The organism is Kosakonia sp. R1.Fl (assembly GCF_023516815.1).
GTDB lineage: Bacteria > Pseudomonadota > Gammaproteobacteria > Enterobacterales > Enterobacteriaceae > Kosakonia.
This window is the reverse complement of record NZ_JAMGSQ010000001.1, coordinates 770532-791987: the sequence shown is the minus strand read 5'-3', so window position 1 is coordinate 791987 and position 21456 is coordinate 770532. Positions and strand designations below refer to the sequence as shown.

At 50.7% G+C, this 21456-nt stretch carries 32 protein-coding genes, 2 tRNA genes and 1 rRNA gene; 29 read left to right on the top strand and 6 right to left on the bottom strand.

Annotation, left to right across the window (positions count from 1 at the left end; all coding sequences use genetic code 11):
* Positions 1-76 precede the first annotated feature (76 nt).
* The 20 genes from rplN to M8Q36_RS03650 all read left to right on the top strand — a co-directional run bounded on the left by rplN (position 77) and on the right by M8Q36_RS03650 (position 9794).
* Positions 77-448: a 50S ribosomal protein L14 gene (gene rplN / locus M8Q36_RS03745; protein WP_000613954.1), complete on the top strand. Its 372-nt coding sequence runs from the start codon at positions 77-79 to the stop codon at positions 446-448.
* A gap of 10 nt (positions 449-458) precedes the next feature.
* Positions 459-773, top strand: a complete 315-nt coding sequence (gene rplX / locus M8Q36_RS03740; RefSeq protein WP_007369816.1) for a 50S ribosomal protein L24 — start codon at positions 459-461, stop codon at positions 771-773.
* A 14-nt stretch (positions 774-787) separates the two neighbouring features.
* Entirely contained in the window at positions 788-1327 is a 540-nt protein-coding gene (gene rplE / locus M8Q36_RS03735) for a 50S ribosomal protein L5 (protein ID WP_001096200.1), read from the top strand.
* A 14-nt stretch (positions 1328-1341) separates the two neighbouring features.
* A complete protein-coding gene (rpsN, locus tag M8Q36_RS03730; protein WP_007369817.1) occupies positions 1342-1647 on the top strand; it encodes a 30S ribosomal protein S14 in 306 nt (101 codons plus the stop codon).
* Between the two features lie 33 nt (positions 1648-1680).
* On the top strand, positions 1681-2073 hold the full coding sequence (gene rpsH / locus M8Q36_RS03725; RefSeq protein WP_017460071.1) for a 30S ribosomal protein S8: 393 nt from the start codon (positions 1681-1683) through the stop codon (positions 2071-2073).
* A gap of 12 nt (positions 2074-2085) precedes the next feature.
* Positions 2086-2619, top strand: coding sequence for a 50S ribosomal protein L6 (gene rplF, locus M8Q36_RS03720; protein ID WP_017460072.1), 534 nt, complete (start codon positions 2086-2088; stop codon positions 2617-2619).
* 9 nt (positions 2620-2628) lie between these two features.
* Entirely contained in the window at positions 2629-2982 is a 354-nt protein-coding gene (gene rplR, locus M8Q36_RS03715; protein ID WP_017460073.1) for a 50S ribosomal protein L18, read from the top strand.
* Between the two features lie 14 nt (positions 2983-2996).
* Positions 2997-3497, top strand: a complete 501-nt coding sequence (rpsE, locus tag M8Q36_RS03710) for a 30S ribosomal protein S5 (protein WP_007369821.1) — start codon at positions 2997-2999, stop codon at positions 3495-3497.
* A gap of 6 nt (positions 3498-3503) precedes the next feature.
* Positions 3504-3683 carry a 50S ribosomal protein L30 gene (gene rpmD / locus M8Q36_RS03705; protein WP_001140434.1) on the top strand — a complete coding sequence of 60 codons (180 nt, stop codon included), beginning with the start codon at positions 3504-3506 and terminating at the stop codon, positions 3681-3683.
* Positions 3684-3686: 3 nt separating this feature from the next.
* The gene (gene rplO / locus M8Q36_RS03700; protein ID WP_007369822.1) at positions 3687-4121 is read left to right on the top strand and encodes a 50S ribosomal protein L15; all 435 of its coding nucleotides are present in this window, start codon (positions 3687-3689) and stop codon (positions 4119-4121) included.
* A 7-nt stretch (positions 4122-4128) separates the two neighbouring features.
* Positions 4129-5460, top strand: coding sequence for a preprotein translocase subunit SecY (secY, locus tag M8Q36_RS03695; RefSeq protein ID WP_007369823.1), 1332 nt, complete (start codon positions 4129-4131; stop codon positions 5458-5460).
* 30 nt (positions 5461-5490) lie between these two features.
* On the top strand, positions 5491-5607 hold the full coding sequence (gene rpmJ, locus M8Q36_RS03690) for a 50S ribosomal protein L36 (protein WP_000868187.1): 117 nt from the start codon (positions 5491-5493) through the stop codon (positions 5605-5607).
* A 146-nt stretch (positions 5608-5753) separates the two neighbouring features.
* Complete coding sequence (gene rpsM, locus M8Q36_RS03685; RefSeq protein ID WP_007369824.1) at positions 5754-6110, top strand: 30S ribosomal protein S13; 357 nt, start codon at positions 5754-5756, stop codon at positions 6108-6110.
* 16 nt (positions 6111-6126) lie between these two features.
* Positions 6127-6516, top strand: coding sequence for a 30S ribosomal protein S11 (gene rpsK / locus M8Q36_RS03680; protein WP_002919257.1), 390 nt, complete (start codon positions 6127-6129; stop codon positions 6514-6516).
* Between the two features lie 34 nt (positions 6517-6550).
* Positions 6551-7171 carry a 30S ribosomal protein S4 gene (gene rpsD, locus M8Q36_RS03675; RefSeq protein WP_003031138.1) on the top strand — a complete coding sequence of 207 codons (621 nt, stop codon included), beginning with the start codon at positions 6551-6553 and terminating at the stop codon, positions 7169-7171.
* A gap of 25 nt (positions 7172-7196) precedes the next feature.
* Positions 7197-8186: a DNA-directed RNA polymerase subunit alpha gene (locus M8Q36_RS03670; protein ID WP_007369825.1), complete on the top strand. Its 990-nt coding sequence runs from the start codon at positions 7197-7199 to the stop codon at positions 8184-8186.
* A gap of 40 nt (positions 8187-8226) precedes the next feature.
* On the top strand, positions 8227-8613 hold the full coding sequence (rplQ, locus tag M8Q36_RS03665) for a 50S ribosomal protein L17 (RefSeq protein ID WP_001216372.1): 387 nt from the start codon (positions 8227-8229) through the stop codon (positions 8611-8613).
* A 108-nt stretch (positions 8614-8721) separates the two neighbouring features.
* Positions 8722-9090 (top strand): DnaJ family domain-containing protein, encoded by a 369-nt coding sequence (locus M8Q36_RS03660; protein ID WP_249880054.1) that lies wholly within the window; start codon positions 8722-8724, stop codon positions 9088-9090.
* Positions 9091-9092: 2 nt separating this feature from the next.
* The gene (gene zntR / locus M8Q36_RS03655; RefSeq protein WP_249880053.1) at positions 9093-9524 is read left to right on the top strand and encodes a Zn(2+)-responsive transcriptional regulator; all 432 of its coding nucleotides are present in this window, start codon (positions 9093-9095) and stop codon (positions 9522-9524) included.
* 57 nt (positions 9525-9581) lie between these two features.
* A complete protein-coding gene (locus tag M8Q36_RS03650) occupies positions 9582-9794 on the top strand; it encodes an alternative ribosome-rescue factor A (protein WP_045514453.1) in 213 nt (70 codons plus the stop codon).
* Here the strand turns inward: M8Q36_RS03650 and mscL are convergent.
* The 5 genes from mscL to def form a co-directional block, all read right to left on the bottom strand.
* Positions 9791-10204, bottom strand: coding sequence for a large-conductance mechanosensitive channel protein MscL (mscL, locus tag M8Q36_RS03645; RefSeq protein WP_045514451.1), 414 nt, complete (start codon positions 10202-10204; stop codon positions 9791-9793). The genes M8Q36_RS03650 and mscL overlap by 4 nt on opposite strands.
* Positions 10205-10347: 143 nt before the next feature.
* Entirely contained in the window at positions 10348-11724 is a 1377-nt protein-coding gene (trkA, locus tag M8Q36_RS03640; protein WP_007369830.1) for a Trk system potassium transporter TrkA, read from the bottom strand.
* Positions 11725-11746: 22 nt separating this feature from the next.
* Positions 11747-13036, bottom strand: a complete 1290-nt coding sequence (gene rsmB / locus M8Q36_RS03635) for a 16S rRNA (cytosine(967)-C(5))-methyltransferase RsmB (protein WP_249880052.1) — start codon at positions 13034-13036, stop codon at positions 11747-11749.
* A 46-nt stretch (positions 13037-13082) separates the two neighbouring features.
* Positions 13083-14030, bottom strand: a complete 948-nt coding sequence (gene fmt, locus M8Q36_RS03630; RefSeq protein ID WP_249880051.1) for a methionyl-tRNA formyltransferase — start codon at positions 14028-14030, stop codon at positions 13083-13085.
* 21 nt (positions 14031-14051) lie between these two features.
* A complete protein-coding gene (gene def, locus M8Q36_RS03625) occupies positions 14052-14561 on the bottom strand; it encodes a peptide deformylase (protein ID WP_007369833.1) in 510 nt (169 codons plus the stop codon).
* A 129-nt stretch (positions 14562-14690) separates the two neighbouring features.
* Here def and dprA point away from each other — a divergent pair, with 129 nt between their 5' ends.
* The 6 genes from dprA to M8Q36_RS03595 are packed head-to-tail and all read left to right on the top strand — an operon-like array spanning position 14691 to position 18483.
* Complete coding sequence (gene dprA / locus M8Q36_RS03620; RefSeq protein ID WP_249880050.1) at positions 14691-15815, top strand: DNA-protecting protein DprA; 1125 nt, start codon at positions 14691-14693, stop codon at positions 15813-15815.
* A complete protein-coding gene (gene smg, locus M8Q36_RS03615; protein WP_017460081.1) occupies positions 15787-16260 on the top strand; it encodes a DUF494 family protein Smg in 474 nt (157 codons plus the stop codon). The genes dprA and smg overlap by 29 nt, the downstream gene beginning before the upstream one ends.
* A gap of 26 nt (positions 16261-16286) precedes the next feature.
* A complete protein-coding gene (locus tag M8Q36_RS03610) occupies positions 16287-16844 on the top strand; it encodes a DNA topoisomerase family protein (RefSeq protein ID WP_249880049.1) in 558 nt (185 codons plus the stop codon).
* Positions 16834-17406 (top strand): L-threonylcarbamoyladenylate synthase type 1 TsaC, encoded by a 573-nt coding sequence (gene tsaC, locus M8Q36_RS03605; RefSeq protein ID WP_249880048.1) that lies wholly within the window; start codon positions 16834-16836, stop codon positions 17404-17406. The genes M8Q36_RS03610 and tsaC overlap by 11 nt, the downstream gene beginning before the upstream one ends.
* 4 nt (positions 17407-17410) lie before the next feature.
* Positions 17411-18229: a shikimate dehydrogenase gene (aroE, locus tag M8Q36_RS03600; protein ID WP_249880047.1), complete on the top strand. Its 819-nt coding sequence runs from the start codon at positions 17411-17413 to the stop codon at positions 18227-18229.
* Positions 18226-18483 (top strand): DUF1488 family protein, encoded by a 258-nt coding sequence (locus M8Q36_RS03595; RefSeq protein WP_045514441.1) that lies wholly within the window; start codon positions 18226-18228, stop codon positions 18481-18483. The genes aroE and M8Q36_RS03595 overlap by 4 nt, the downstream gene beginning before the upstream one ends.
* Here M8Q36_RS03595 and M8Q36_RS03590 read toward each other — a convergent pair.
* A complete protein-coding gene (locus tag M8Q36_RS03590) occupies positions 18459-19013 on the bottom strand; it encodes a gamma carbonic anhydrase family protein (protein ID WP_249880046.1) in 555 nt (184 codons plus the stop codon). The genes M8Q36_RS03595 and M8Q36_RS03590 overlap by 25 nt on opposite strands.
* A gap of 474 nt (positions 19014-19487) precedes the next feature.
* Here M8Q36_RS03590 and M8Q36_RS03585 point away from each other — a divergent pair.
* The 3 genes from M8Q36_RS03585 (at position 19488) to M8Q36_RS03575 (ending at position 21359) form a co-directional block, all read left to right on the top strand.
* Positions 19488-21027, top strand: a 16S ribosomal RNA gene (locus M8Q36_RS03585).
* A 72-nt stretch (positions 21028-21099) separates the two neighbouring features.
* A tRNA-Ile gene (locus tag M8Q36_RS03580) sits at positions 21100-21176 on the top strand.
* A 107-nt stretch (positions 21177-21283) separates the two neighbouring features.
* Positions 21284-21359, top strand: a tRNA-Ala gene (locus M8Q36_RS03575).
* Positions 21360-21456: the final 97 nt, after the last annotated feature.

Here is a 21456-nt window from a genome sequence, read left to right as displayed (position 1 = left end):
CGCCCCCGATATGGGGCTTTTTATCGACCCTGATTTTAGGGTCTTCAGTAGTAGTTGACATTAGCGGAGCACTAAAATGATCCAAGAACAGACTATGCTGAACGTCGCCGACAACTCCGGTGCACGTCGCGTAATGTGTATCAAGGTTCTGGGTGGCTCGCACCGTCGCTACGCAGGCGTAGGCGACATCATCAAGATCACCATCAAAGAAGCAATTCCGCGTGGTAAGGTCAAAAAAGGTGATGTGCTGAAGGCGGTAGTGGTGCGCACCAAGAAGGGTGTTCGTCGCCCGGACGGTTCTGTCATTCGCTTCGATGGTAATGCATGCGTTATTTTGAACAATAACAGCGAGCAGCCTATCGGTACGCGTATTTTTGGGCCGGTAACTCGTGAACTTCGTAACGAGAAGTTCATGAAAATTATCTCTCTGGCACCAGAAGTACTCTAAGGAGCGAATCATGGCAGCGAAAATCCGTCGTGATGACGAAGTTATCGTGTTAACCGGTAAAGATAAAGGTAAACGCGGTAAAGTAAAAAATGTTCTGTCTTCCGGCAAGATCATTGTTGAAGGTATCAACCTGGTTAAGAAACATCAGAAGCCGGTTCCGGCCCTGAACCAACCGGGTGGCATCGTTGAGAAAGAAGCTGCAATTCAGGTTTCTAACGTTGCAATCTTCAATGCGGCAACCGGCAAGGCTGACCGTGTAGGCTTTAGATTCGAAGACGGCAAAAAAGTCCGTTTCTTTAAATCTAACAGCGAAACTATCAAGTAATTTGGAGTAGTACGATGGCGAAACTGCATGATTACTACAAAGACGAAGTAGTTAAGAAACTCATGACTGAGTTTAACTACAATTCTGTCATGCAAGTCCCTCGGGTCGAGAAGATCACCCTGAATATGGGTGTTGGTGAAGCGATCGCTGACAAGAAACTGCTGGATAACGCAGCAGCTGACCTGGCAGCAATCTCCGGTCAAAAACCGTTGATCACCAAAGCGCGCAAATCTGTTGCGGGCTTCAAAATCCGTCAGGGCTATCCGATCGGCTGTAAAGTGACTCTGCGTGGCGAACGCATGTGGGAGTTCTTTGAGCGCCTGATCACTATTGCTGTACCGCGTATCCGTGACTTCCGTGGCTTGTCCGCTAAGTCTTTCGACGGTCGTGGTAACTACAGCATGGGTGTCCGTGAGCAGATCATCTTCCCAGAAATCGACTACGATAAAGTCGACCGCGTGCGTGGTTTGGATATTACCATTACCACTACTGCGAAATCTGACGAAGAAGGCCGTGCTCTGCTGGCTGCCTTTGACTTCCCGTTCCGCAAGTAAGGTAGGGTTACTTCATGGCTAAGCAATCTATGAAAGCACGCGAAGTTAAACGCGTAGCTTTAGCTGAAAAATACTTCGCGAAACGCGCTGAACTGAAAGCGATCATTTCTGATGTGAACGCTTCCGACGAAGATCGTTGGAACGCTGTTCTCAAGCTGCAGAGTCTGCCGCGTGATTCCAGCCCGTCTCGTCAGCGTAACCGCTGCCGCCAAACTGGTCGTCCGCACGGTTTCCTGCGGAAGTTCGGGTTGAGCCGTATTAAGGTCCGTGAATCCGCTATGCGCGGTGAAATCCCGGGTCTGAAAAAGGCTAGCTGGTAATTGTCACCAATTGAATCACGGGAGTAAAGACAGATGAGCATGCAAGATCCGATCGCGGATATGCTGACCCGTATCCGTAACGGTCAGGCCGCGAACAAAGCTGCGGTCACCATGCCTTCCTCCAGGCTGAAAGTGGCAATTGCCAACGTGCTGAAGGAAGAAGGTTTTATTGAAGATTTCAAAATTGAAGGCGACACCAAGCCGGAACTGGAAGTGACTCTTAAATACTTCCAGGGTAAAGCTGTGGTAGAAAGCATTCAGCGTATCAGCCGCCCAGGTCTGCGCATCTATAAGAAAAAAGATGAGCTGCCGAAAGTTATGGGTGGTATGGGTATCGCGGTTGTTTCTACCTCTAAAGGTGTTATGACTGATCGTGCAGCGCGCCAGGCTGGTCTTGGTGGCGAAATTATCTGCTACGTAGCCTAATCGGAGGAAAAAATGTCTCGTGTTGCTAAAGCACCGGTCGTTATTCCTGCCGGCGTTGACGTAAAAATCAACGGTCAGGTTATCACGATCAAAGGTAAAAACGGCGAGCTGACTCGTACTCTCAACGATGCTGTTGTAGTTAACCAGGCAGACAATGCTCTGACTTTCGGTCCGCGTGATGGTTACGCAGACGGTTGGGCTCAGGCTGGTACCGCGCGTGCCCTGCTGAACTCAATGGTTATCGGTGTTACCGAAGGCTTCACTAAGAAGCTGCAGCTGGTTGGTGTAGGTTACCGCGCAGCGGTCAAAGGGAATGTAGTAAACCTGGCTCTGGGTTTCTCTCATCCTGTTGATCATCAACTGCCGGCCGGTATCACTGCAGAATGTCCGTCACAGACTGAAATCGTGCTGAAAGGCGCGGATAAGCAGGTGATTGGCCAGGTTGCAGCAGATCTGCGCGCCTACCGTCGTCCTGAGCCTTACAAAGGCAAGGGTGTTCGTTACGCCGACGAAGTCGTGCGTACCAAAGAGGCTAAGAAGAAGTAAGGTAACACTATGGATAAGAAATCTGCTCGTATCCGTCGTGCGACCCGCGCACGCCGCAAGCTCAAAGAGCTTGGTGCGACTCGCCTGGTGGTACATCGTACCCCGCGTCATATCTACGCCCAGGTAATCGCATCGAATGGTTCTGAAGTTCTGGTAGCTGCTTCTACTGTAGAAAAAGCTATCTCTGAACAACTGAAGTACACCGGTAACAAAGACGCGGCCGCAGCTGTGGGTAAAGCTGTAGCTGAACGCGCTCTGGAAAAAGGCATCAAAGATGTTTCCTTTGACCGTTCCGGGTTCCAATATCATGGTCGCGTCCAGGCACTGGCAGATGCTGCCCGTGAAGCTGGCCTTCAGTTCTAAGGTAGAGGTGTAAGATGGCTCACATCGAAAAACAAGCTGGCGAACTGCAGGAAAAGCTGATCGCGGTAAACCGCGTATCTAAAACCGTTAAAGGTGGTCGTATTTTCTCCTTCACAGCTCTGACTGTTGTTGGCGATGGTAACGGTCGCGTTGGTTTTGGTTACGGTAAAGCCCGCGAAGTTCCGGCAGCGATCCAGAAAGCGATGGAAAAAGCCCGTCGCAATATGATTAACGTCGCGCTGAACCACGGCACCCTGCAGCACCCGGTTAAGGGTACTCACACGGGTTCTCGTGTATTCATGCAGCCGGCTTCCGAAGGTACCGGTATTATTGCCGGTGGTGCAATGCGCGCCGTTCTGGAAGTCGCTGGGGTTCATAACGTTCTGGCTAAAGCATATGGTTCCACCAACCCGATTAACGTGGTTCGTGCAACTATTGATGGTCTGGAAAATATGAAATCCCCGGAAATGGTCGCTGCCAAGCGTGGTAAATCCGTTGAAGAAATTCTGGGGTAATTGACCATGGCAAAGACTATTAAAATCACTCAAACCCGCAGTGCAATCGGTCGTCTGCCGAAACACAAGGCAACGCTGCTTGGCCTGGGTCTGCGTCGTATTGGTCATACTGTTGAACGTGAGGATACTCCTGCGGTTCGCGGTATGGTCAACGCGGTTTCCTTCATGGTTAAAGTTGAGGAGTAAGAGATGCGTTTAAATACTCTGTCTCCGGCCGAAGGCTCCAAAAAGGCGGGTAAACGCCTGGGTCGTGGTATCGGTTCTGGCCTCGGTAAAACCGGTGGTCGTGGTCACAAAGGTCAGAAATCTCGTTCTGGCGGTGGCGTACGTCGCGGTTTCGAGGGTGGTCAGATGCCACTGTATCGTCGTCTGCCGAAATTCGGTTTCACTTCTCGCAAAGCAATGATCACGGCAGAAATTCGTCTGTCCGATCTGGCTAAAGTAGAAGGCGACGTAGTTGACCTGAACACGCTTAAAGCGGCTAACATTATCGGCATCCAGATCGAGTTCGCGAAAGTGATCCTGGCTGGTGAAGTAGCTCGTCCGGTAACTGTTCGTGGCCTGCGTGTGACGAAAGGCGCTCGTGCTGCTATCGAAGCTGCTGGCGGTAAAATTGAGGAATAAGTAGCAGATGGCTAAACAACCGGGATTAGATTTTCAAAGTGCCAAGGGTGGAATTGGCGAACTGAAACGCAGACTGCTGTTTGTTATCGGTGCGTTGATTGTTTTCCGTATTGGCTCTTTTATTCCGATCCCTGGTATTGATGCCGCTGTACTTGCCAAACTGCTTGAGCAACAGCGTGGCACCATCATTGAGATGTTTAACATGTTCTCTGGTGGTGCTCTTAGTCGTGCTTCTATCTTTGCATTGGGTATCATGCCGTATATTTCGGCATCGATTATTATCCAGCTGTTAACGGTCGTTCATCCGGCCCTGGCAGAGCTGAAGAAAGAAGGGGAGTCTGGACGTCGCAAGATCAGCCAGTACACCCGTTACGGCACTCTGGTGTTGGCGATATTCCAGTCGATCGGTATTGCTACCGGTTTACCGAATATGCCTGGTATGCAAGGTCTGGTTATGAACCCAGGCTTTGCATTCTACTTCACCGCTGTTGTGAGTCTGGTTACAGGAACTATGTTCCTGATGTGGCTCGGTGAACAGATTACTGAACGCGGTATCGGCAACGGTATCTCGATCATTATCTTTGCCGGCATCGTGGCGGGTCTTCCGCCAGCCATTGCCCATACTATCGAGCAAGCGCGTCAAGGCGACCTGCACTTCCTCCTGTTGCTGTTGGTTGCAGTATTAGTATTCGCAGTGACGTTCTTTGTTGTTTTTGTTGAACGTGGTCAACGCCGTATCGTGGTGAACTACGCAAAACGCCAGCAAGGTCGTCGTGTCTATGCTGCTCAGAGCACACATTTACCGCTGAAAGTGAATATGGCGGGGGTAATCCCGGCAATCTTCGCTTCCAGTATTATTCTGTTCCCTGCAACCATCGCGTCATGGTTCGGGGGCGGTACTGGTTGGAACTGGCTGACAACAATTTCGCTGTATTTGCAGCCTGGGCAACCGCTTTATGTGTTACTCTATGCGTCTGCAATCATCTTCTTCTGTTTCTTCTATACGGCGTTGGTTTTCAACCCGCGAGAAACAGCAGATAACCTGAAGAAGTCCGGTGCATTTGTACCAGGAATTCGTCCGGGAGAGCAAACGGCGAAGTATATCGATAAGGTAATGACCCGCCTGACTTTGGTCGGTGCGCTTTATATTACTTTTATCTGCCTGATCCCGGAGTTCATGCGTGATGCGATGAAGGTACCGTTCTACTTTGGTGGGACGTCACTGCTTATCGTTGTTGTCGTGATTATGGACTTTATGGCTCAAGTGCAAACTCTGATGATGTCTAGTCAGTATGAGTCTGCATTGAAGAAGGCGAACCTGAAAGGCTATGGCCGTTAATGGTCGCCCGAGAAGTTACGGAGAGTAAAAATGAAAGTTCGTGCTTCCGTCAAGAAATTATGCCGTAACTGCAAAATCGTTAAGCGTGATGGCGTCATCCGCGTGATTTGCAGTGCCGAGCCGAAGCATAAACAGCGCCAAGGCTGATTATTTCGCATATTTTTCTTGCAAAGTTGGGTTGAGCTGGCTAGATTAGCCAGCCAATCTTTTGTATGTCTGTACGTTTCCATTTGAGTATCCTGAAAACGGGCTTTTCAGCATGGTGCGTGCAAGTAAAATTATAGGAGTGCATAGTGGCCCGTATAGCAGGCATTAACATTCCTGATCAGAAACATGCTGTGATCGCATTAACTTCGATCTATGGCGTCGGTAAAACCCGCTCTCAAGCCATTCTGGCTGCTGCGGGCATCGCTGAAAATGTTAAGATCAGTGAGCTGTCTGAAGAACAAATCGACACGCTGCGTGACGAAGTTGCCAAATTTGTCGTTGAAGGTGATCTGCGCCGTGAAATTAGCATGAGCATCAAGCGCCTGATGGATCTTGGTTGCTATCGCGGTTTGCGTCATCGTCGTGGTCTCCCGGTTCGCGGTCAGCGTACCAAGACCAACGCACGTACCCGTAAGGGTCCGCGCAAACCGATCAAGAAATAATCGGGGTGATTGAATAATGGCAAAGGCACCAATTCGTGCACGTAAACGTGTAAGAAAACAAGTCTCTGACGGCGTGGCTCATATCCATGCTTCTTTCAACAACACCATCGTTACTATTACTGATCGTCAGGGTAACGCGCTGGGTTGGGCAACAGCCGGTGGTTCCGGTTTCCGTGGTTCTCGCAAATCCACTCCGTTTGCAGCTCAGGTTGCAGCAGAGCGTTGCGCTGAAGCCGTAAAAGAATACGGTATCAAGAATCTGGAAGTTATGGTTAAGGGACCGGGTCCGGGCCGCGAATCTACTATTCGTGCTCTGAACGCCGCTGGTTTCCGCATCACTAATATTACTGATGTGACTCCGATCCCTCACAACGGTTGTCGTCCGCCGAAAAAACGTCGCGTATAACGCGGTCGTTTTCTAGGATTGTTGGAGAAAGAAAATGGCAAGATATTTGGGTCCTAAGCTCAAGCTGAGCCGTCGTGAGGGCACAGACCTGTTCCTTAAGTCTGGCGTTCGCGCGATCGATACCAAGTGTAAAATTGAACAAGCTCCTGGCCAGCACGGTGCGCGTAAACCGCGTCTGTCTGACTATGGTGTGCAGTTGCGTGAAAAGCAAAAAGTTCGCCGTATTTACGGTGTGCTGGAGCGTCAGTTCCGTAACTACTACAAAGAAGCAGCACGTCTGAAAGGCAACACCGGTGAAAACCTGTTGGGTCTGCTGGAAGGTCGTCTGGACAACGTTGTATACCGTATGGGCTTTGGCGCCACTCGTGCTGAAGCACGCCAGCTGGTTAGCCACAAAGCAATCATGGTAAACGGTCGTGTTGTTAACATCGCTTCTTATCAGGTTAGTCCGAATGACGTTGTTAGCATTCGTGAGAAAGCGAAAAAGCAGTCTCGCGTGAAAGCCGCTCTGGAGCTGGCTGAGCAGCGTGAAAAGCCAACCTGGCTGGAAGTTGATGCTGGCAAGATGGAAGGTACGTTCAAGCGTAAGCCGGAGCGTTCTGATCTGTCTGCGGACATTAACGAACACCTGATCGTCGAGCTTTACTCCAAGTAAAGCTTAGTACCAAAGAGAGGACACAATGCAGGGTTCTGTGACAGAGTTTCTAAAACCGCGCCTGGTAGATATCGAGCAAGTGAGTTCGACGCACGCCAAGGTGACCCTTGAGCCTTTAGAGCGTGGCTTTGGCCATACTCTGGGTAACGCACTGCGCCGTATTCTGCTCTCATCGATGCCGGGTTGCGCGGTGACTGAGGTTGAGATTGATGGTGTACTTCATGAGTACAGCACCAAAGAAGGCGTTCAGGAAGATATCCTTGAAATCCTGCTCAACCTGAAAGGGCTGGCGGTGAGAGTTCAGGGTAAAGATGATGTTATTCTTACTCTGAATAAATCTGGCATTGGCCCTGTGACCGCAGCCGACATTACCCACGACGGTGATGTCGAAATCGTCAAGCCGCAGCATGTGATCTGCCACCTGACCGATGAAAACGCATCTATCAACATGCGTATCAAAGTTCAGCGCGGTCGTGGTTATGTTCCGGCGTCTGCCCGAATTCATTCGGAAGAAGATGAGCGCCCAATCGGCCGTCTGCTCGTTGACGCCTGCTACAGCCCTGTAGAGCGTATTGCCTACAATGTTGAAGCAGCACGTGTTGAACAGCGCACCGACCTGGACAAGCTGGTCATCGAAATGGAAACCAACGGCACAATCGATCCTGAAGAGGCGATTCGTCGTGCGGCAACCATTCTGGCTGAACAACTTGAAGCTTTCGTTGATTTACGTGATGTACGTCAGCCGGAAGTTAAAGAAGAGAAACCAGAATTCGATCCGATTCTGCTGCGCCCTGTTGACGATCTGGAATTGACTGTCCGCTCTGCTAACTGCCTCAAGGCAGAAGCTATCCACTATATCGGTGATCTGGTACAGCGTACCGAGGTTGAGTTGCTGAAAACGCCGAACCTGGGTAAAAAATCTCTTACCGAGATTAAAGACGTGCTGGCCTCCCGCGGTCTGTCTCTGGGCATGCGCCTGGAAAACTGGCCGCCGGCAAGCATTGCTGACGAGTAACCGGATCACAGGTTAAGGTTTTACTGAGAAGGATAAGGTCATGCGCCATCGTAAGAGTGGTCGTCAACTGAACCGCAACAGCAGCCATCGCCAGGCCATGTTCCGTAACATGGCAGGTTCTCTGGTTCGTCATGAGATCATCAAGACGACCCTGCCGAAAGCGAAAGAGCTGCGTCGCGTAGTTGAGCCGCTGATTACTCTTGCCAAGACGGATAGCGTTGCTAATCGTCGTCTGGCATTCGCCCGCACTCGTGATAACGAGATCGTGGCAAAACTGTTTAACGAACTGGGCCCGCGTTTCGCGAGCCGTGCCGGTGGTTACACTCGTATTCTGAAGTGTGGCTTCCGTGCTGGTGACAACGCGCCGATGGCTTACATCGAGCTGGTTGATCGCTCTGAATCGAAAGCAGAAGCTGCTGCAGAGTAATCTGTAGTAACGTAAAGAAACCCGCTTCGGCGGGTTTTTTTATATCGGTCGTACTACCTCTTCCCTACAATGTATTTATCTTTTTTGTTCCTTCCCTCGTGAGCCGTTATGTGGTTACTTGATCAGTGGGCAGAACGCCATATCCTCGATGCTCAGCAAAAAGGCGAATTTGATAGTCTACCCGGCCGCGGTAAGCCGTTGTTGTTGGATGACGATTCTCACGTCCCCGCTGAGCTCCGCGCTGGGTATCGCTTGCTGAAAAATGCTGGCTGCCTGCCACCAGAACTGGAATACCGTAAAGAAGCCGTGATGCTTATCGATCTGCTCAATAGCGTGCAGCATGATCATCCTGATTTCCAGCAGTTGCATCGCCGTTTGTCGTTACTGGAAATGAAGTTGCGGCACGCCGGATTAAGCACCGATTTCCTGCGAGGTGATTATGCCGACAAACTGCAGCAAAAAATTAATGGGGAGTAATCATGTACCGCATTGGTGAAATCGCGAAACTCGCAGAAGTCACGCCAGATACGATCCGTTACTACGAAAAACAGCAAATGATGGATCATGAAGTCAGAACGGAAGGCGGATTTCGTCTTTATACGGATAAGGATCTGCAACGGCTCAAATTTATTCGCCATGCGCGGCAATTAGGGTTTACCCTCGAATCCATCCGTGAACTGTTGTCGATCCGTATTGATCCTGAACATCACACTTGCCAGGAGTCAAAAAGTATTGTGCAGGCTCGCCTGAGCGAGGTTGAAGCTCGCATCGAAGAGTTACAGTCCATGCGCCGCTCGTTACAAAAGCTGAACGATGCATGTTGTGGTACAGCGCATAGCAGCGTTTATTGTTCTATTCTCGAAGCCCTTGAACAAGGGGCAAGTGGTAACCCGACCACAACGGTCTGTTGATCTTCTGCGCAGAGGGATCTACACTCCGGCCGTTTTAATACACAATCTGGAGACGTTATGAGCCGCTATCAGCATACGAAAGGGCAGATCAACGATAACGCTATTGAAGCTTTGTTACATGATCCGCTATTTCGCCAGCGTATTGAGAAAAACAAAAAAGGGAAAGGAAGTTATTTACGGAAAGGCAAACACGCAAAAAAAGGCTTTCAGGAGGCCAGTGGCAAGCAAGCGAATCGCTTATTTACCACTGGTCTTCTTGCATTTGCTTAACTGCGATTATTTTGCTCTTTCAGCAAATCGCGAATTTCACTCAGCAATACTTCCTCTTTACTCGGTGCCGGTGGCGCTTTCGGTTCTTCTTCTTGCTTACGTTTCAGCTTATTGATCAGCTTTATTGCAATGAAAATCGCAAAAGCGACGATGATGAAGTCAAAAATGTTCTGAATAAACACGCCATAGTGCATGACGACAGCGGGAACGTCGCCCTGCGCGTCGCGTAGCGTCCAGGCAAATGATTTGAAATCAATCCCGCCAATTAATAGCCCCAGCGGTGGCATAATGATATCTGCAACCAATGACGACACAATTTTGCCGAAAGCTGCACCAATGATGACACCAACTGCCAAATCCACCACATTTCCGCGCATTGCAAATTCACGGAACTCTTTCAAAATGCTCATATCCCTTCTCCATGTGCAGACTGTCGGATTAAGTCTAACAAATTACCGATCAATTTCCATTTGGGCAGGGTGATTGTAATGATTTCTTAAACCCTGATAAAAGCGGGGGAATAATGTGCGGGCGCATAATTGCGCCCGGATTATTACAGGAAGAATGGGCTCGGCTGAAATAAACGCTCGACGTCCGTGATATATTTTTTGTCCGTTAAAAACATAATCACATGGTCGCCTTGCTCAATACGCAAATTATCATTGGCAATCATGACATCATTTCCACGTACTACAGCACCGATGATTGTGCCTGGCGGCAATTTAATTTCATCAATAACGCGGCCGACAACGCGGGACGTCGTTTCGTCTCCGTGTGCAACCGCTTCAATTGCCTCTGCGACACCGCGACGTAACGATGAAACGCCAACGATATCCGCTTTACGCACATGGCTAAGCAGAGCGGAAATAGTTGCCTGCTGTGGCGATATGGCAATATCAATCACACTGCCCTGAACCAAATCGACATAAGCGCGGCGCTGAATTAGCACCATCACTTTCTTGGCTCCCATCCGTTTGGCCAGCATTGCAGACATAATGTTGGCTTCGTCGTCATTGGTGACAGCAATAAAGAGATCCACCTGATCGATATGTTCTTCGGCCAGTAATTCTTGATCGGAGGCGTCGCCATAAAAAACGATCGTATTTTGCAGTTTCTCGGCCAGCTCCGCCGCACGCTGTTGATCGCGCTCGATCAACTTCACGCTGTAGTCTTTTTCCAGCTGACGAGCCAGACCGGCGCCGATATTACCACCGCCAACCAACATAATGCGTTTATACGGTTTTTCCAGCCGCTGAAGTTCACTCATAACGGCACGGATATGCTGCGATGCGGCAATAAAGAATACTTCATCACCTGCTTCAACAATCGTTGAGCCTTGCGGGCGAATAGGTCTGTCGTGGCGAAAAATAGCGGCAACGCGAGTATCAATATGCGGCATATGCTCGCGCATGGTTGACAACGCATTTCCCACCAACGGGCCGCCATAATAGGCTTTCACCACAGCCAGGCTGACTTTTCCTTCGGCGAAATTCACGACCTGCAATGCGCCGGGATATTCGATGAGGCGGTAAATACTGTCGATAACCAGTTGCTCCGGCGCGATCAGATGATCGATAGGAACGGCTTCTGAGTGAAAAAGCTTATCCGCGTCGCGAACATAATCTGGCGAGCGGATGCGGGCAATACGGTTTGGCGTATTAAACAGCGAATAAGCAACCTGGCAGGCAACCATATTGGTTTCATCCGAGCTGGTCACCGCAACCAGCATATCGGCATCGTCAGCGCCGGCTTCGCGTAGCACGCGGGGGTGAGAACCGTGGCCTTGTACGACGCGGAGATCGAATTTGTCCTGCAAACTACGCAGACGGTCGCCATTAGTATCAACAACGGTAATATCGTTATTCTCTCCGACCAGGTTTTCTGCCAGCGTGCCACCAACCTGCCCTGCACCCAGAATAATTATTTTCATCTGTTGTGACCCGTTGTTCCCATCACTGTTTGATTATCTTAGCGTAAAAGAAACCATCACCTTCTTCCGCACCTGGCAGTTTCTGCAAGCCAGGGTTTTCCGGCGTACCCGTTTCGCTCAGTTGCGCATCAGTTGTGCGCTTGAGGAAGGCTGTGACCTGCTGACTGTTCTCTTCCGGCAAGATGGAGCATGTTGCATACACCAGCGTACCGCCTGGTTTCAAATGCGGCCAGATAGCATCCAGAATTTCAGACTGTAACTGCGCTAACTCGGGAATATCGCGATCGCGACGCAGCCATTTGATATCGGGATGGCGTCGAATAACCCCCGTCGCTGAGCAAGGCGCATCCAGCAGGATTCGATCGAATTGTTCATCACCGCACCATTGCTCCGGGAAACGCCCATCCCCCTGTTTTACCTGCGCTTTCACGCCCAGTCTTTTCAGGTTGTCGTAAACACGCGACAAACGTTGCTCGTCTATGTCTACAGCCAACACGCTGGCCTCGGGAGCGGCTTCGAGTATATGGGTGGTTTTGCCACCGGGTGCTGCACATAGATCGAGAATGCGTTCACCGTTTTTGGGCGTAAGAAAAGCAATGCAACCCTGAGCAGAAGCATCCTGTACGGTAACCCAACCCTCAGAAAAGCCCGGCAGAGCGGTGACTGGTGCAGGGCTCGCCAGACGAACTGCATCGGGATAATCCGGATGCGGGGATCCTTGCAAACCGGCCTCTTCCAGCAATGCTAACCAGCCATCGCGTGAATGGTGCTGACGATTGACACGCAGCCACATTGGCGGGCGCTGATTACTGGCTTCGACAATGTGTTGCCATTGGTGTGGATAGGCCTTCTGCACACGGTTTAATAGCCACTTCGGGAACAGAAAATGATTTTCGCTTTGGTCGAACTCTGCCAGTAACTCTTCCTGTTGACGCTGGAATTGACGTAATACGCCATTAATCAAGCCCTTAAGCTGCGGGCGCTTAATGACCACCGCGCCTTCCACGGTTTCTGCCAGCGCAGCATGGGCAGGGATGCGCGTATGCAAAAGCTGATAAAACCCAACCATGATCAGATAGTGCACTGTGCGCTGCTTGCCCGTCATTGGACGTGACATCAATTTATTGATGAGCCAGTCGAGCTGTGGCAAAACGCGCAAAACACCAAAGCACAGCTCTTGCAGCAGCGCTTTATCTTTGTCGGAAACTTTTTGTTGCAACGGCGGCAGGATATTGCTGAGCGATTGCCCTTGTTCTATGACCTGCTCAACTGCCTGCGCAGCCATGCTGCGTAAATTTATTTGTTTTTTCATAGCGATAAAAATAAAAAATGCCCGGCAAGCCGGGCTAAAAATACTCTCAGGCCAGGTGGTTGCCAGGGGCAAACCATTCCCGCCGCGAATTCAGCAGATCCTGCGCGCTCATTGCTTTTTTACCGGCAGGCTGCAGCGATTCAAGATTCAATATTCCGTCGGCAGTTGCAACCTGAATACCCGCTTTCGACACTTCCACGATCGTACCGGGTTTGTCTGTTGGCTTAGACGGAATAACCGACGCTTTCCAGACTTTCACTGGTTGCTCATCAACCACAAACCAGCTCATTGGCCAGGGGTTGAAGGCACGAATGCATCGTTCAAGCTGGGTGGCGCTGAGCGACCAGTCCAGACGTGCTTCTTCTTTACTGAGCTTCTCTGCGTAAGTGACCTGCGCTTCGTCTTGCACCTGCGGTTGTGTTGTGCCCTGAGCAAGCTGTTGCAGCGTCGCGATTAACCCCTGCGGACCGAGCTCTGCCAGTTTGTCATACAGCGTGGCGCTGGTGTCTTCATCGGTAATCGGGCATGCGAGTTTAAACAACATGTCGCCAGTATCCAGACCTACATCCATTTGCATGATAGTGACGCCCGTTTCCGCATCACCTGCCCATAGTGAGCGCTGAATAGGCGCCGCACCGCGCCAGCGTGGCAGTAGTGAACCGTGAACATTTATACAACCCAGGCGCGGCATGACCAGCACTGCTTTTGGCAGGATCAGACCGTATGCCACCACTACCATCACATCGGCGTTGAGGTTGGCAACCAATTGCTGGTTTTCCTCTGCACGTAACGATGCAGGTTGAAAGACTGGCAGGCCTTTTTCTTCCGCCAGTACTTTTACTGGGCTTGGCATCAGCTTTTTACCGCGACCTGCAGGTCGGTCTGGCTGGGTAAAAACTCCCACCACCTGATGCTCAGAAGACAACAGCGCGTCAAGATGACGCGCTGCAAAATCCGGAGTGCCGGCGAAAATAATACGTAGAGAATCTGACACGTTTATCCTTTTCAGCCCGTTTTATGCGCGGGCGTTCATGCGATCCAGTTTTTCAACTTTCTGGCGAATGCGCTGACGTTTCATCGGCGACAGGTAATCAATAAACAGCTTACCTACCAGATGATCCATCTCATGCTGAATGCAGATTGCCAGAAGACCGTCGGCTTCCAGTTCGAATGTTTTTCCGTCACGATCCAGCGCGCGGATTTTTACTTTCTCGGCACGAGGTACCAGCGCACGTTGTTCCGGAATAGACAGGCAACCTTCTTCAATACCTGTTTCCCCACTTTTTTCCAGCAACTCGGGGTTAATCAACACTAATTGCTCATCGCGATTTTCGGAAACGTCGATCACGATGATGCGCTGGTGAATATCAACCTGCGTTGCTGCCAGTCCAATACCTTCTTCTGCGTACATCGTTTCAAACATATCATCGACGATACGTTGAATGTCCGCATTCACTTCTTTTACCGGCTCGGCGACTTTGCGAAGGCGCTCGTCCGGAATATGTAACACATGCAAAACTGCCATAAATATCCAGAGTCGTGTTCAGGAGTTGGTGAGAATATTATCTCTATTCTAGACAAATCCCCCCGCGATTGACAGCATCAGTGACCAATCGCAAGGATTGCTACAGCGGCTTATGGCAGGGGATAAAGGATGACAAGCACGGAGATTTGGCTGCGGTTGTTACAGGTGACCACACTGTGTGGCGATCCATGGCTGAATGCAGCGCAGTGGCTGGAACAAAACCAGAAAGCATCCTTTGCTGAACTTCGACTCATCGGGTTTACAGAAGCGCAAACGCAGCGCTTTTTCTCTCTTCCTGCTTGTGAGCTTGAAAAGAGCCTTAACTGGCTTGCACAACCCGGTAACCATTTAATTATTGCCAGCGATCCGGCTTATCCTGCACCTTTGCGCGCTATTCCTGATTTTCCCGGCGCTATTTTTGTTAAAGGCAATCCAGCGATACTGGCAACACAACAACTGGCCGTTGTCGGGAGCCGCGCACATTCATGGTATGGCGAGCGGTGGGGGCGGATTTTTTGTGAAGAGCTTGCTCGTGCGGGGTTAACGATTACCAGTGGCATGGCGTTGGGGATCGATAGCGTGGCTCACCGGGCGGCTTTACAGGTTAATGGAAAAAGCATTGGCGTACTGGGGAACGGTTTATACAGCCTCTATCCGCGCAAGCATGCTTCGCTTGCAGCAGAAGTAATTGAAAGTGGTGGTGCATTGGTATCCGAATTCCCCCTCGCGGCTACGCCGAAGCCGGGTAATTTTCCGCGCCGCAACCGTATCATCAGCGGCCTCAGCCGTGGGGTACTGGTTGTAGAAGCCGCTTTGCGTAGTGGTTCGCTGGTGACCGCGCGGATTGCGCTTGAACAAGGCCGTGATGTATTTGCATTACCCGGTCCTATTGGTAGCCCTGGCAGCGAAGGGCCGCACTGGTTAATCAAGCAAGGGGCAATACCGGTAACATCGGCTGATGAGATCCTCGAAAATTTGCAATATGGGCTGAATTGGTTGTCTGACGTACGCGAAAATGCAATTTATTCTCCAGATCAAGAAGAGGTGGCATTGCCATTTCCTGAGCTCCTGGCTAACGTAGGAGATGAGGTAACACCTGTTGACGTCGTCGCTGAACGTGCCGGCCAACCTGTGCCAGTCATCGCAGCTCAATTGCTTGAACTGGAGTTAGCAGGATGGATCGCAGCTGTACCCGGCGGCTATGTCCGATTGAGGAGGGCAAGCCATGTTCGACGTACTAATGTACTTGTTTGAGACTTACATCCATAACGAAGCGGAATTGCGTGTGGATCAGGACAAACTGGAACGGGATCTTACCGACGCCGGATTTGATCGTGAAGACATCTACAATGCACTTTTGTGGCTGGAAAAGCTGGCTGATTATCAGGAAGGCCTCGCCGAACCGATGCAGCTTGCTTCTGATCCGCTTTCTGTCCGTATTTATACGGCGGAAGAGTGTGAAAGGCTGGATGCCAGTTGCCGGGGATTCTTGTTATTCCTGGAGCAGATTCAGGTGCTAAACCTCGAAACGCGAGAAATGGTGATTGAACGGGTGCTGGCGCTGGATACGGCAGAGTTCGAGTTGGAAGATCTGAAATGGGTCATTCTGATGGTTCTCTTCAATATCCCTGGGTGTGAAAACGCCTACCAGCAAATGGAAGAATTACTCTTTGAAGCGAATGAAGGTATGCTGCACTAATCATTCTTGCAGCTTCAAGAGTCGTTATGGCCAAATCAGCACTCTTTTCGGTGCGTAACAACGAGCCCTGCCCACAATGCGGGGCTGAACTTGTTATCCGTTCCGGGAAACATGGTCCGTTTCTCGGATGTTCTCATTATCCGGAATGCGATTATGTTCGCCCGCTAAAAAGTCAGGCGGATGGACATATTGTTAAGGTTCTGGATGGGCAGCAGTGCCCAGCATGTGGAGCCGCGCTAGTATTGCGTCAGGGTCGTTTCGGGATGTTCATTGGGTGCAGCCAGTACCCTGAATGTGAACATACCGAGTTGATTGATAAGCCCGACGATACCGCAATCACTTGCCCACAGTGCCGAAGCGGGCATCTTGTTCAACGCCGTTCCCGATATGGTAAAACCTTTTATTCCTGCGATCGTTACCCTGATTGCCAGTTCGTTATTAATTTCAAACCGGTGGCGGGCGAATGTCTTATATGCCACTACCCGCTACTTATCGAGAAGAAAACCGCGCAAGGCATGAAACGCTTCTGCGCCAGTAAACAATGTGGACAGCCGGTAACGGCGGAACAAACCCGTGAAGAATAACCTGCCAACAGATCCTATCGCTGCGGCGGTAGAGGTTCTGAACAAAGAACACGTCATCGCTTATCCAACAGAAGCTGTTTTCGGTGTCGGCTGCGATCCGGACAGCGAGATTGCGGTTCATCGCTTGCTTGAACTAAAGCAACGCCCGGTTGATAAAGGCCTCATCCTTATCGCTGCCAGCTTTGATCAACTCAAACCCTATATTGATGACAGCATGCTGACCGACGAACAGCGTCAGACGATTTATGCCTGCTGGCCCGGACCGGTAACGTTTGTCTTCCCGGCGAAACCGAACACGCCGCGCTGGCTAACCGGGCGCTTTGACTCGCTGGCTGTGCGCGTGACTGACCATCAAACGGTGATTGCGCTGTGTGAGGCTTACGGAAAACCGCTGGTATCAACGAGCGCTAATTTATCGGGCTTGCCGCCTTGCAGAACAGCGCAGGAAGTTATCGACCAATTTGGTCCAGACTTCCCGGTTGTAGATGCCCCGACCGGAGGCCGGCAAAATCCTTCTGAAATTCGTGACGCCCTTACCGGCGAACTTTTCCGTCAGGGGTAACTGTATGGAATCCTATGCTGTCTTTGGCAACCCTATTGCACACAGCAAGTCTCCGTTTATTCATCAGCAATTTGCCCGGCAACTGGGTATTGAACATTCTTATGGTCGGGTTCTGGCTCCGGTAGATGGCTTTGTGCTGACGCTGGATGCTTTTTTTACCGCGGGTGGAAAAGGCGCGAATGTTACCGTGCCTTTTAAAGAGGAAGCATTTGCTCGCGCGAATGAACTCACAGAACGTGCCGCGATGGCTGGGGCGGTAAACACGCTTAAACGCCTTGAAGATGGTCGGTTGCTGGGCGATAACACGGATGGGATAGGCTTGTTGAGCGATCTCGAACGCCTCTCGTTTATTCGCCCGGGGTTTCGTATTCTGCTGATCGGAGCGGGTGGGGCAGCGCGCGGCGTCATTCTTCCTTTACTGTCTCTGGATTGCGCCGTGATTGTTACCAACCGTACTTTTTCTAAGGCGCAAACGCTGGCTAAGCTCTTTGCACACACCGGTAGCATTGATGCTGTTGCTATGGATAATTTAGCGAACCATGAATTCGATTTGATCATCAACGCGACTTCCAGCGGTATTGGTGGGGAGATCCCCCCGTTACCGAATGCGCTTATCCATCCCGAGCTTTATTGCTATGACATGTTTTATCAGAAAGGATCGACGCCATTTCTGAGTTGGTGTGAAAATTCAGGTGCGAAAAAATGTGCGGATGGTTTAGGCATGCTGGTCGGGCAGGCTGCGCATGCGGTGTTGCTATGGCATGGCGTACTGCCGGACGTTGAACCGGTAATCACTCTGTTGAAACAGGAACTGGCAAAATGAATCAGGCCATTCAGTTTCCGGATCGCGAAGGGTGGGATGACGCGGCTGGTGCTGTCTGTTTTCCTGCGTTGGTCAATGGTATGCAAATTACTTGCGCCATAAAAGGAGAGACGCTAGCAAAGCGCTTTGGTGGCAAAACACCAGAACACTACCTGGCGGTATTTCGTGAACATCGTTGGGATCTGGAAGAGGAGGCGGAACAGTTGATCCGCCAGCAAGAAGAGGATGATCAGGGGATTGTCTGGTTACCTTGATCCAGATATTCATCTTTCCATTTCACGTAATTTCCGGCTGAGTATTTCAACCCTTCAAGCTCCGCTTCCGTCAGGGGGCGGATCTGTTTTACCGGGCTGCCCAGATAAAGGTAGCCACTTTCCAGACGTTTATTTTGGGGGACCAGGCTACCTGCGCCGATCATTACATCATCTTCAACAATAGCCCCATCGAGTAAGATCGATCCCATGCCGATAAGGACACGATTGCCGATAACGCAGCCATGCAACATCACTTTATGCCCAACAGTGACATCTTCGCCAATGAGCAGCGGATCGCCTTCAGGATTATAAGAAGATTTGTGCGTAACATGGAGAACGCTACCATCCTGAATGTTGCTGCGCGCGCCAATCTCAACATAATTCACATCACCACGAATCACGACTAATGGCCAAATGCCCACATCATCAGCAATTCTGACATCACCAATCACCACGCTGGTGGCATCAATCATTACCCGCTGGCCTAATTGGGGCCGCAGATCCTTATAAGGGCGTAAAACGGTAGACATAATTACCTCATCATAAACAGGCCGGGATAATGACTTTGATCGCAAGAAAGGCCTTCTGCAACCCTTTTACATACCATTATTTGAGCAGATCGTACGGGATCGCAGCGAAAAGAATGAAAAAACAGCAGTCAGAAAAAAAGATCGCAAAAAGACTTGTGCAAAAAATTGGGATCCCTATAATGCGCCTCCGTTGACCCGACAACGTGAATCACTTCACGAGATAGTCGAGAAAACGAAAGAGAAAAAATCCTGAAATTCAGGGTTGACTCTGAAAGAGGAAAGCGTAATATACGCCACCTCGCGACAGAGCGCTAAAGCGCGTCGCACCTGCTCTTTAACAATTTATCAGACAATCTGTGTGGGCACTCAGGGTGACTGGATTCTTGACGTCCTCGGACGAAAAATGAATACCAAGTCTCAACGAGTGAACACGTAATTCATTACGAAGTTTAATTCATTGAGCATCAAACTTTTAAATTGAAGAGTTTGATCATGGCTCAGATTGAACGCTGGCGGCAGGCCTAACACATGCAAGTCGAACGGTAGCACAGAGAGCTTGCTCTCGGGTGACGAGTGGCGGACGGGTGAGTAATGTCTGGGAAACTGCCTGATGGAGGGGGATAACTACTGGAAACGGTAGCTAATACCGCATAACGTCGCAAGACCAAAGAGGGGGACCTTCGGGCCTCTTGCCATCAGATGTGCCCAGATGGGATTAGCTAGTAGGTGGGGTAACGGCTCACCTAGGCGACGATCCCTAGCTGGTCTGAGAGGATGACCAGCCACACTGGAACTGAGACACGGTCCAGACTCCTACGGGAGGCAGCAGTGGGGAATATTGCACAATGGGCGCAAGCCTGATGCAGCCATGCCGCGTGTATGAAGAAGGCCTTCGGGTTGTAAAGTACTTTCAGCGGGGAGGAAGGGAGTAAGGTTAATAACCTTGCTCATTGACGTTACCCGCAGAAGAAGCACCGGCTAACTCCGTGCCAGCAGCCGCGGTAATACGGAGGGTGCAAGCGTTAATCGGAATTACTGGGCGTAAAGCGCACGCAGGCGGTCTGTCAAGTCGGATGTGAAATCCCCGGGCTCAACCTGGGAACTGCATCCGAAACTGGCAGGCTTGAGTCTCGTAGAGGGAGGTAGAATTCCAGGTGTAGCGGTGAAATGCGTAGAGATCTGGAGGAATACCGGTGGCGAAGGCGGCCTCCTGGACGAAGACTGACGCTCAGGTGCGAAAGCGTGGGGAGCAAACAGGATTAGATACCCTGGTAGTCCACGCCGTAAACGATGTCTATTTGGAGGTTGTGCCCTTGAGGCGTGGCTTCCGGAGCTAACGCGTTAAATAGACCGCCTGGGGAGTACGGCCGCAAGGTTAAAACTCAAATGAATTGACGGGGGCCCGCACAAGCGGTGGAGCATGTGGTTTAATTCGATGCAACGCGAAGAACCTTACCTGGTCTTGACATCCACAGAACTTAGCAGAGATGCTTTGGTGCCTTCGGGAACTGTGAGACAGGTGCTGCATGGCTGTCGTCAGCTCGTGTTGTGAAATGTTGGGTTAAGTCCCGCAACGAGCGCAACCCTTATCCTTTGTTGCCAGCGGTTAGGCCGGGAACTCAAAGGAGACTGCCAGTGATAAACTGGAGGAAGGTGGGGATGACGTCAAGTCATCATGGCCCTTACGACCAGGGCTACACACGTGCTACAATGGCGCATACAAAGAGAAGCGACCTCGCGAGAGCAAGCGGACCTCATAAAGTGCGTCGTAGTCCGGATTGGAGTCTGCAACTCGACTCCATGAAGTCGGAATCGCTAGTAATCGTGGATCAGAATGCCACGGTGAATACGTTCCCGGGCCTTGTACACACCGCCCGTCACACCATGGGAGTGGGTTGCAAAAGAAGTAGGTAGCTTAACCTTCGGGAGGGCGCTTACCACTTTGTGATTCATGACTGGGGTGAAGTCGTAACAAGGTAACCGTAGGGGAACCTGCGGTTGGATCACCTCCTTACCTTAAAGAACCTGCCTCTGCAGTGTCCACACAGATTGTCTGATGAAATAACGAGCAGTAAAAAATCTCTGCAGGCTTGTAGCTCAGGTGGTTAGAGCGCACCCCTGATAAGGGTGAGGTCGGTGGTTCAAGTCCACTCAGGCCTACCAAATTCGCTCCCGTGCTTTGTTGTGTTAACGCTCACATACTTCAGTATGCTTCGCGTCAACACGCCGCGCCCGGTAACGAATTCAAGGTAACGGGATTTAACTACGATGGGGCTATAGCTCAGCTGGGAGAGCGCCTGCTTTGCACGCAGGAGGTCTGCGGTTCGATCCCGCATAGCTCCACCATCTTTACTGTTCGGCACAAGAAAACTTCAGAGTACACATTCTGTGTGTGCTGCGAAGTTTTGCTCTTTAAAAATCTGGATCAAGCTGAAAATTGAAA

What these genes read in the sequence shown, in the direction of transcription:
- rpsE (WP_007369821.1), top strand. Translation starts at nt 2,997, where the DNA reads ATGGCTCACATCGAAAAACAAGCTGGCGAACTGCAGGAAAAGCTGATC.
- def (WP_007369833.1), bottom strand. Translation starts at nt 14,561, where the DNA reads ATGGCAGTTTTGCATGTGTTACATATTCCGGACGAGCGCCTTCGCAAA.
- dprA (WP_249880050.1), top strand. Translation starts at nt 14,691, where the DNA reads ATGACAAGCACGGAGATTTGGCTGCGGTTGTTACAGGTGACCACACTG.
- rplE (WP_001096200.1), top strand. Translation starts at nt 788, where the DNA reads ATGGCGAAACTGCATGATTACTACAAAGACGAAGTAGTTAAGAAACTC.
- zntR (WP_249880053.1), top strand. Translation starts at nt 9,093, where the DNA reads ATGTACCGCATTGGTGAAATCGCGAAACTCGCAGAAGTCACGCCAGAT.
- rplN (WP_000613954.1), top strand. Translation starts at nt 77, where the DNA reads ATGATCCAAGAACAGACTATGCTGAACGTCGCCGACAACTCCGGTGCA.
- rplO (WP_007369822.1), top strand. Translation starts at nt 3,687, where the DNA reads ATGCGTTTAAATACTCTGTCTCCGGCCGAAGGCTCCAAAAAGGCGGGT.
- rpmD (WP_001140434.1), top strand. Translation starts at nt 3,504, where the DNA reads ATGGCAAAGACTATTAAAATCACTCAAACCCGCAGTGCAATCGGTCGT.
- smg (WP_017460081.1), top strand. Translation starts at nt 15,787, where the DNA reads ATGTTCGACGTACTAATGTACTTGTTTGAGACTTACATCCATAACGAA.
- M8Q36_RS03590 (WP_249880046.1), bottom strand. Translation starts at nt 19,013, where the DNA reads ATGTCTACCGTTTTACGCCCTTATAAGGATCTGCGGCCCCAATTAGGC.
- rplX (WP_007369816.1), top strand. Translation starts at nt 459, where the DNA reads ATGGCAGCGAAAATCCGTCGTGATGACGAAGTTATCGTGTTAACCGGT.
- rplF (WP_017460072.1), top strand. Translation starts at nt 2,086, where the DNA reads ATGTCTCGTGTTGCTAAAGCACCGGTCGTTATTCCTGCCGGCGTTGAC.
- rpsD (WP_003031138.1), top strand. Translation starts at nt 6,551, where the DNA reads ATGGCAAGATATTTGGGTCCTAAGCTCAAGCTGAGCCGTCGTGAGGGC.
- M8Q36_RS03650 (WP_045514453.1), top strand. Translation starts at nt 9,582, where the DNA reads ATGAGCCGCTATCAGCATACGAAAGGGCAGATCAACGATAACGCTATT.
- M8Q36_RS03610 (WP_249880049.1), top strand. Translation starts at nt 16,287, where the DNA reads ATGGCCAAATCAGCACTCTTTTCGGTGCGTAACAACGAGCCCTGCCCA.
- rpsN (WP_007369817.1), top strand. Translation starts at nt 1,342, where the DNA reads ATGGCTAAGCAATCTATGAAAGCACGCGAAGTTAAACGCGTAGCTTTA.
- mscL (WP_045514451.1), bottom strand. Translation starts at nt 10,204, where the DNA reads ATGAGCATTTTGAAAGAGTTCCGTGAATTTGCAATGCGCGGAAATGTG.
- rplR (WP_017460073.1), top strand. Translation starts at nt 2,629, where the DNA reads ATGGATAAGAAATCTGCTCGTATCCGTCGTGCGACCCGCGCACGCCGC.
- secY (WP_007369823.1), top strand. Translation starts at nt 4,129, where the DNA reads ATGGCTAAACAACCGGGATTAGATTTTCAAAGTGCCAAGGGTGGAATT.
- trkA (WP_007369830.1), bottom strand. Translation starts at nt 11,724, where the DNA reads ATGAAAATAATTATTCTGGGTGCAGGGCAGGTTGGTGGCACGCTGGCA.
- rpmJ (WP_000868187.1), top strand. Translation starts at nt 5,491, where the DNA reads ATGAAAGTTCGTGCTTCCGTCAAGAAATTATGCCGTAACTGCAAAATC.
- M8Q36_RS03670 (WP_007369825.1), top strand. Translation starts at nt 7,197, where the DNA reads ATGCAGGGTTCTGTGACAGAGTTTCTAAAACCGCGCCTGGTAGATATC.
- rsmB (WP_249880052.1), bottom strand. Translation starts at nt 13,036, where the DNA reads ATGAAAAAACAAATAAATTTACGCAGCATGGCTGCGCAGGCAGTTGAG.
- rpsH (WP_017460071.1), top strand. Translation starts at nt 1,681, where the DNA reads ATGAGCATGCAAGATCCGATCGCGGATATGCTGACCCGTATCCGTAAC.
- aroE (WP_249880047.1), top strand. Translation starts at nt 17,411, where the DNA reads ATGGAATCCTATGCTGTCTTTGGCAACCCTATTGCACACAGCAAGTCT.
- M8Q36_RS03595 (WP_045514441.1), top strand. Translation starts at nt 18,226, where the DNA reads ATGAATCAGGCCATTCAGTTTCCGGATCGCGAAGGGTGGGATGACGCG.
- M8Q36_RS03660 (WP_249880054.1), top strand. Translation starts at nt 8,722, where the DNA reads ATGTGGTTACTTGATCAGTGGGCAGAACGCCATATCCTCGATGCTCAG.
- rpsK (WP_002919257.1), top strand. Translation starts at nt 6,127, where the DNA reads ATGGCAAAGGCACCAATTCGTGCACGTAAACGTGTAAGAAAACAAGTC.
- rplQ (WP_001216372.1), top strand. Translation starts at nt 8,227, where the DNA reads ATGCGCCATCGTAAGAGTGGTCGTCAACTGAACCGCAACAGCAGCCAT.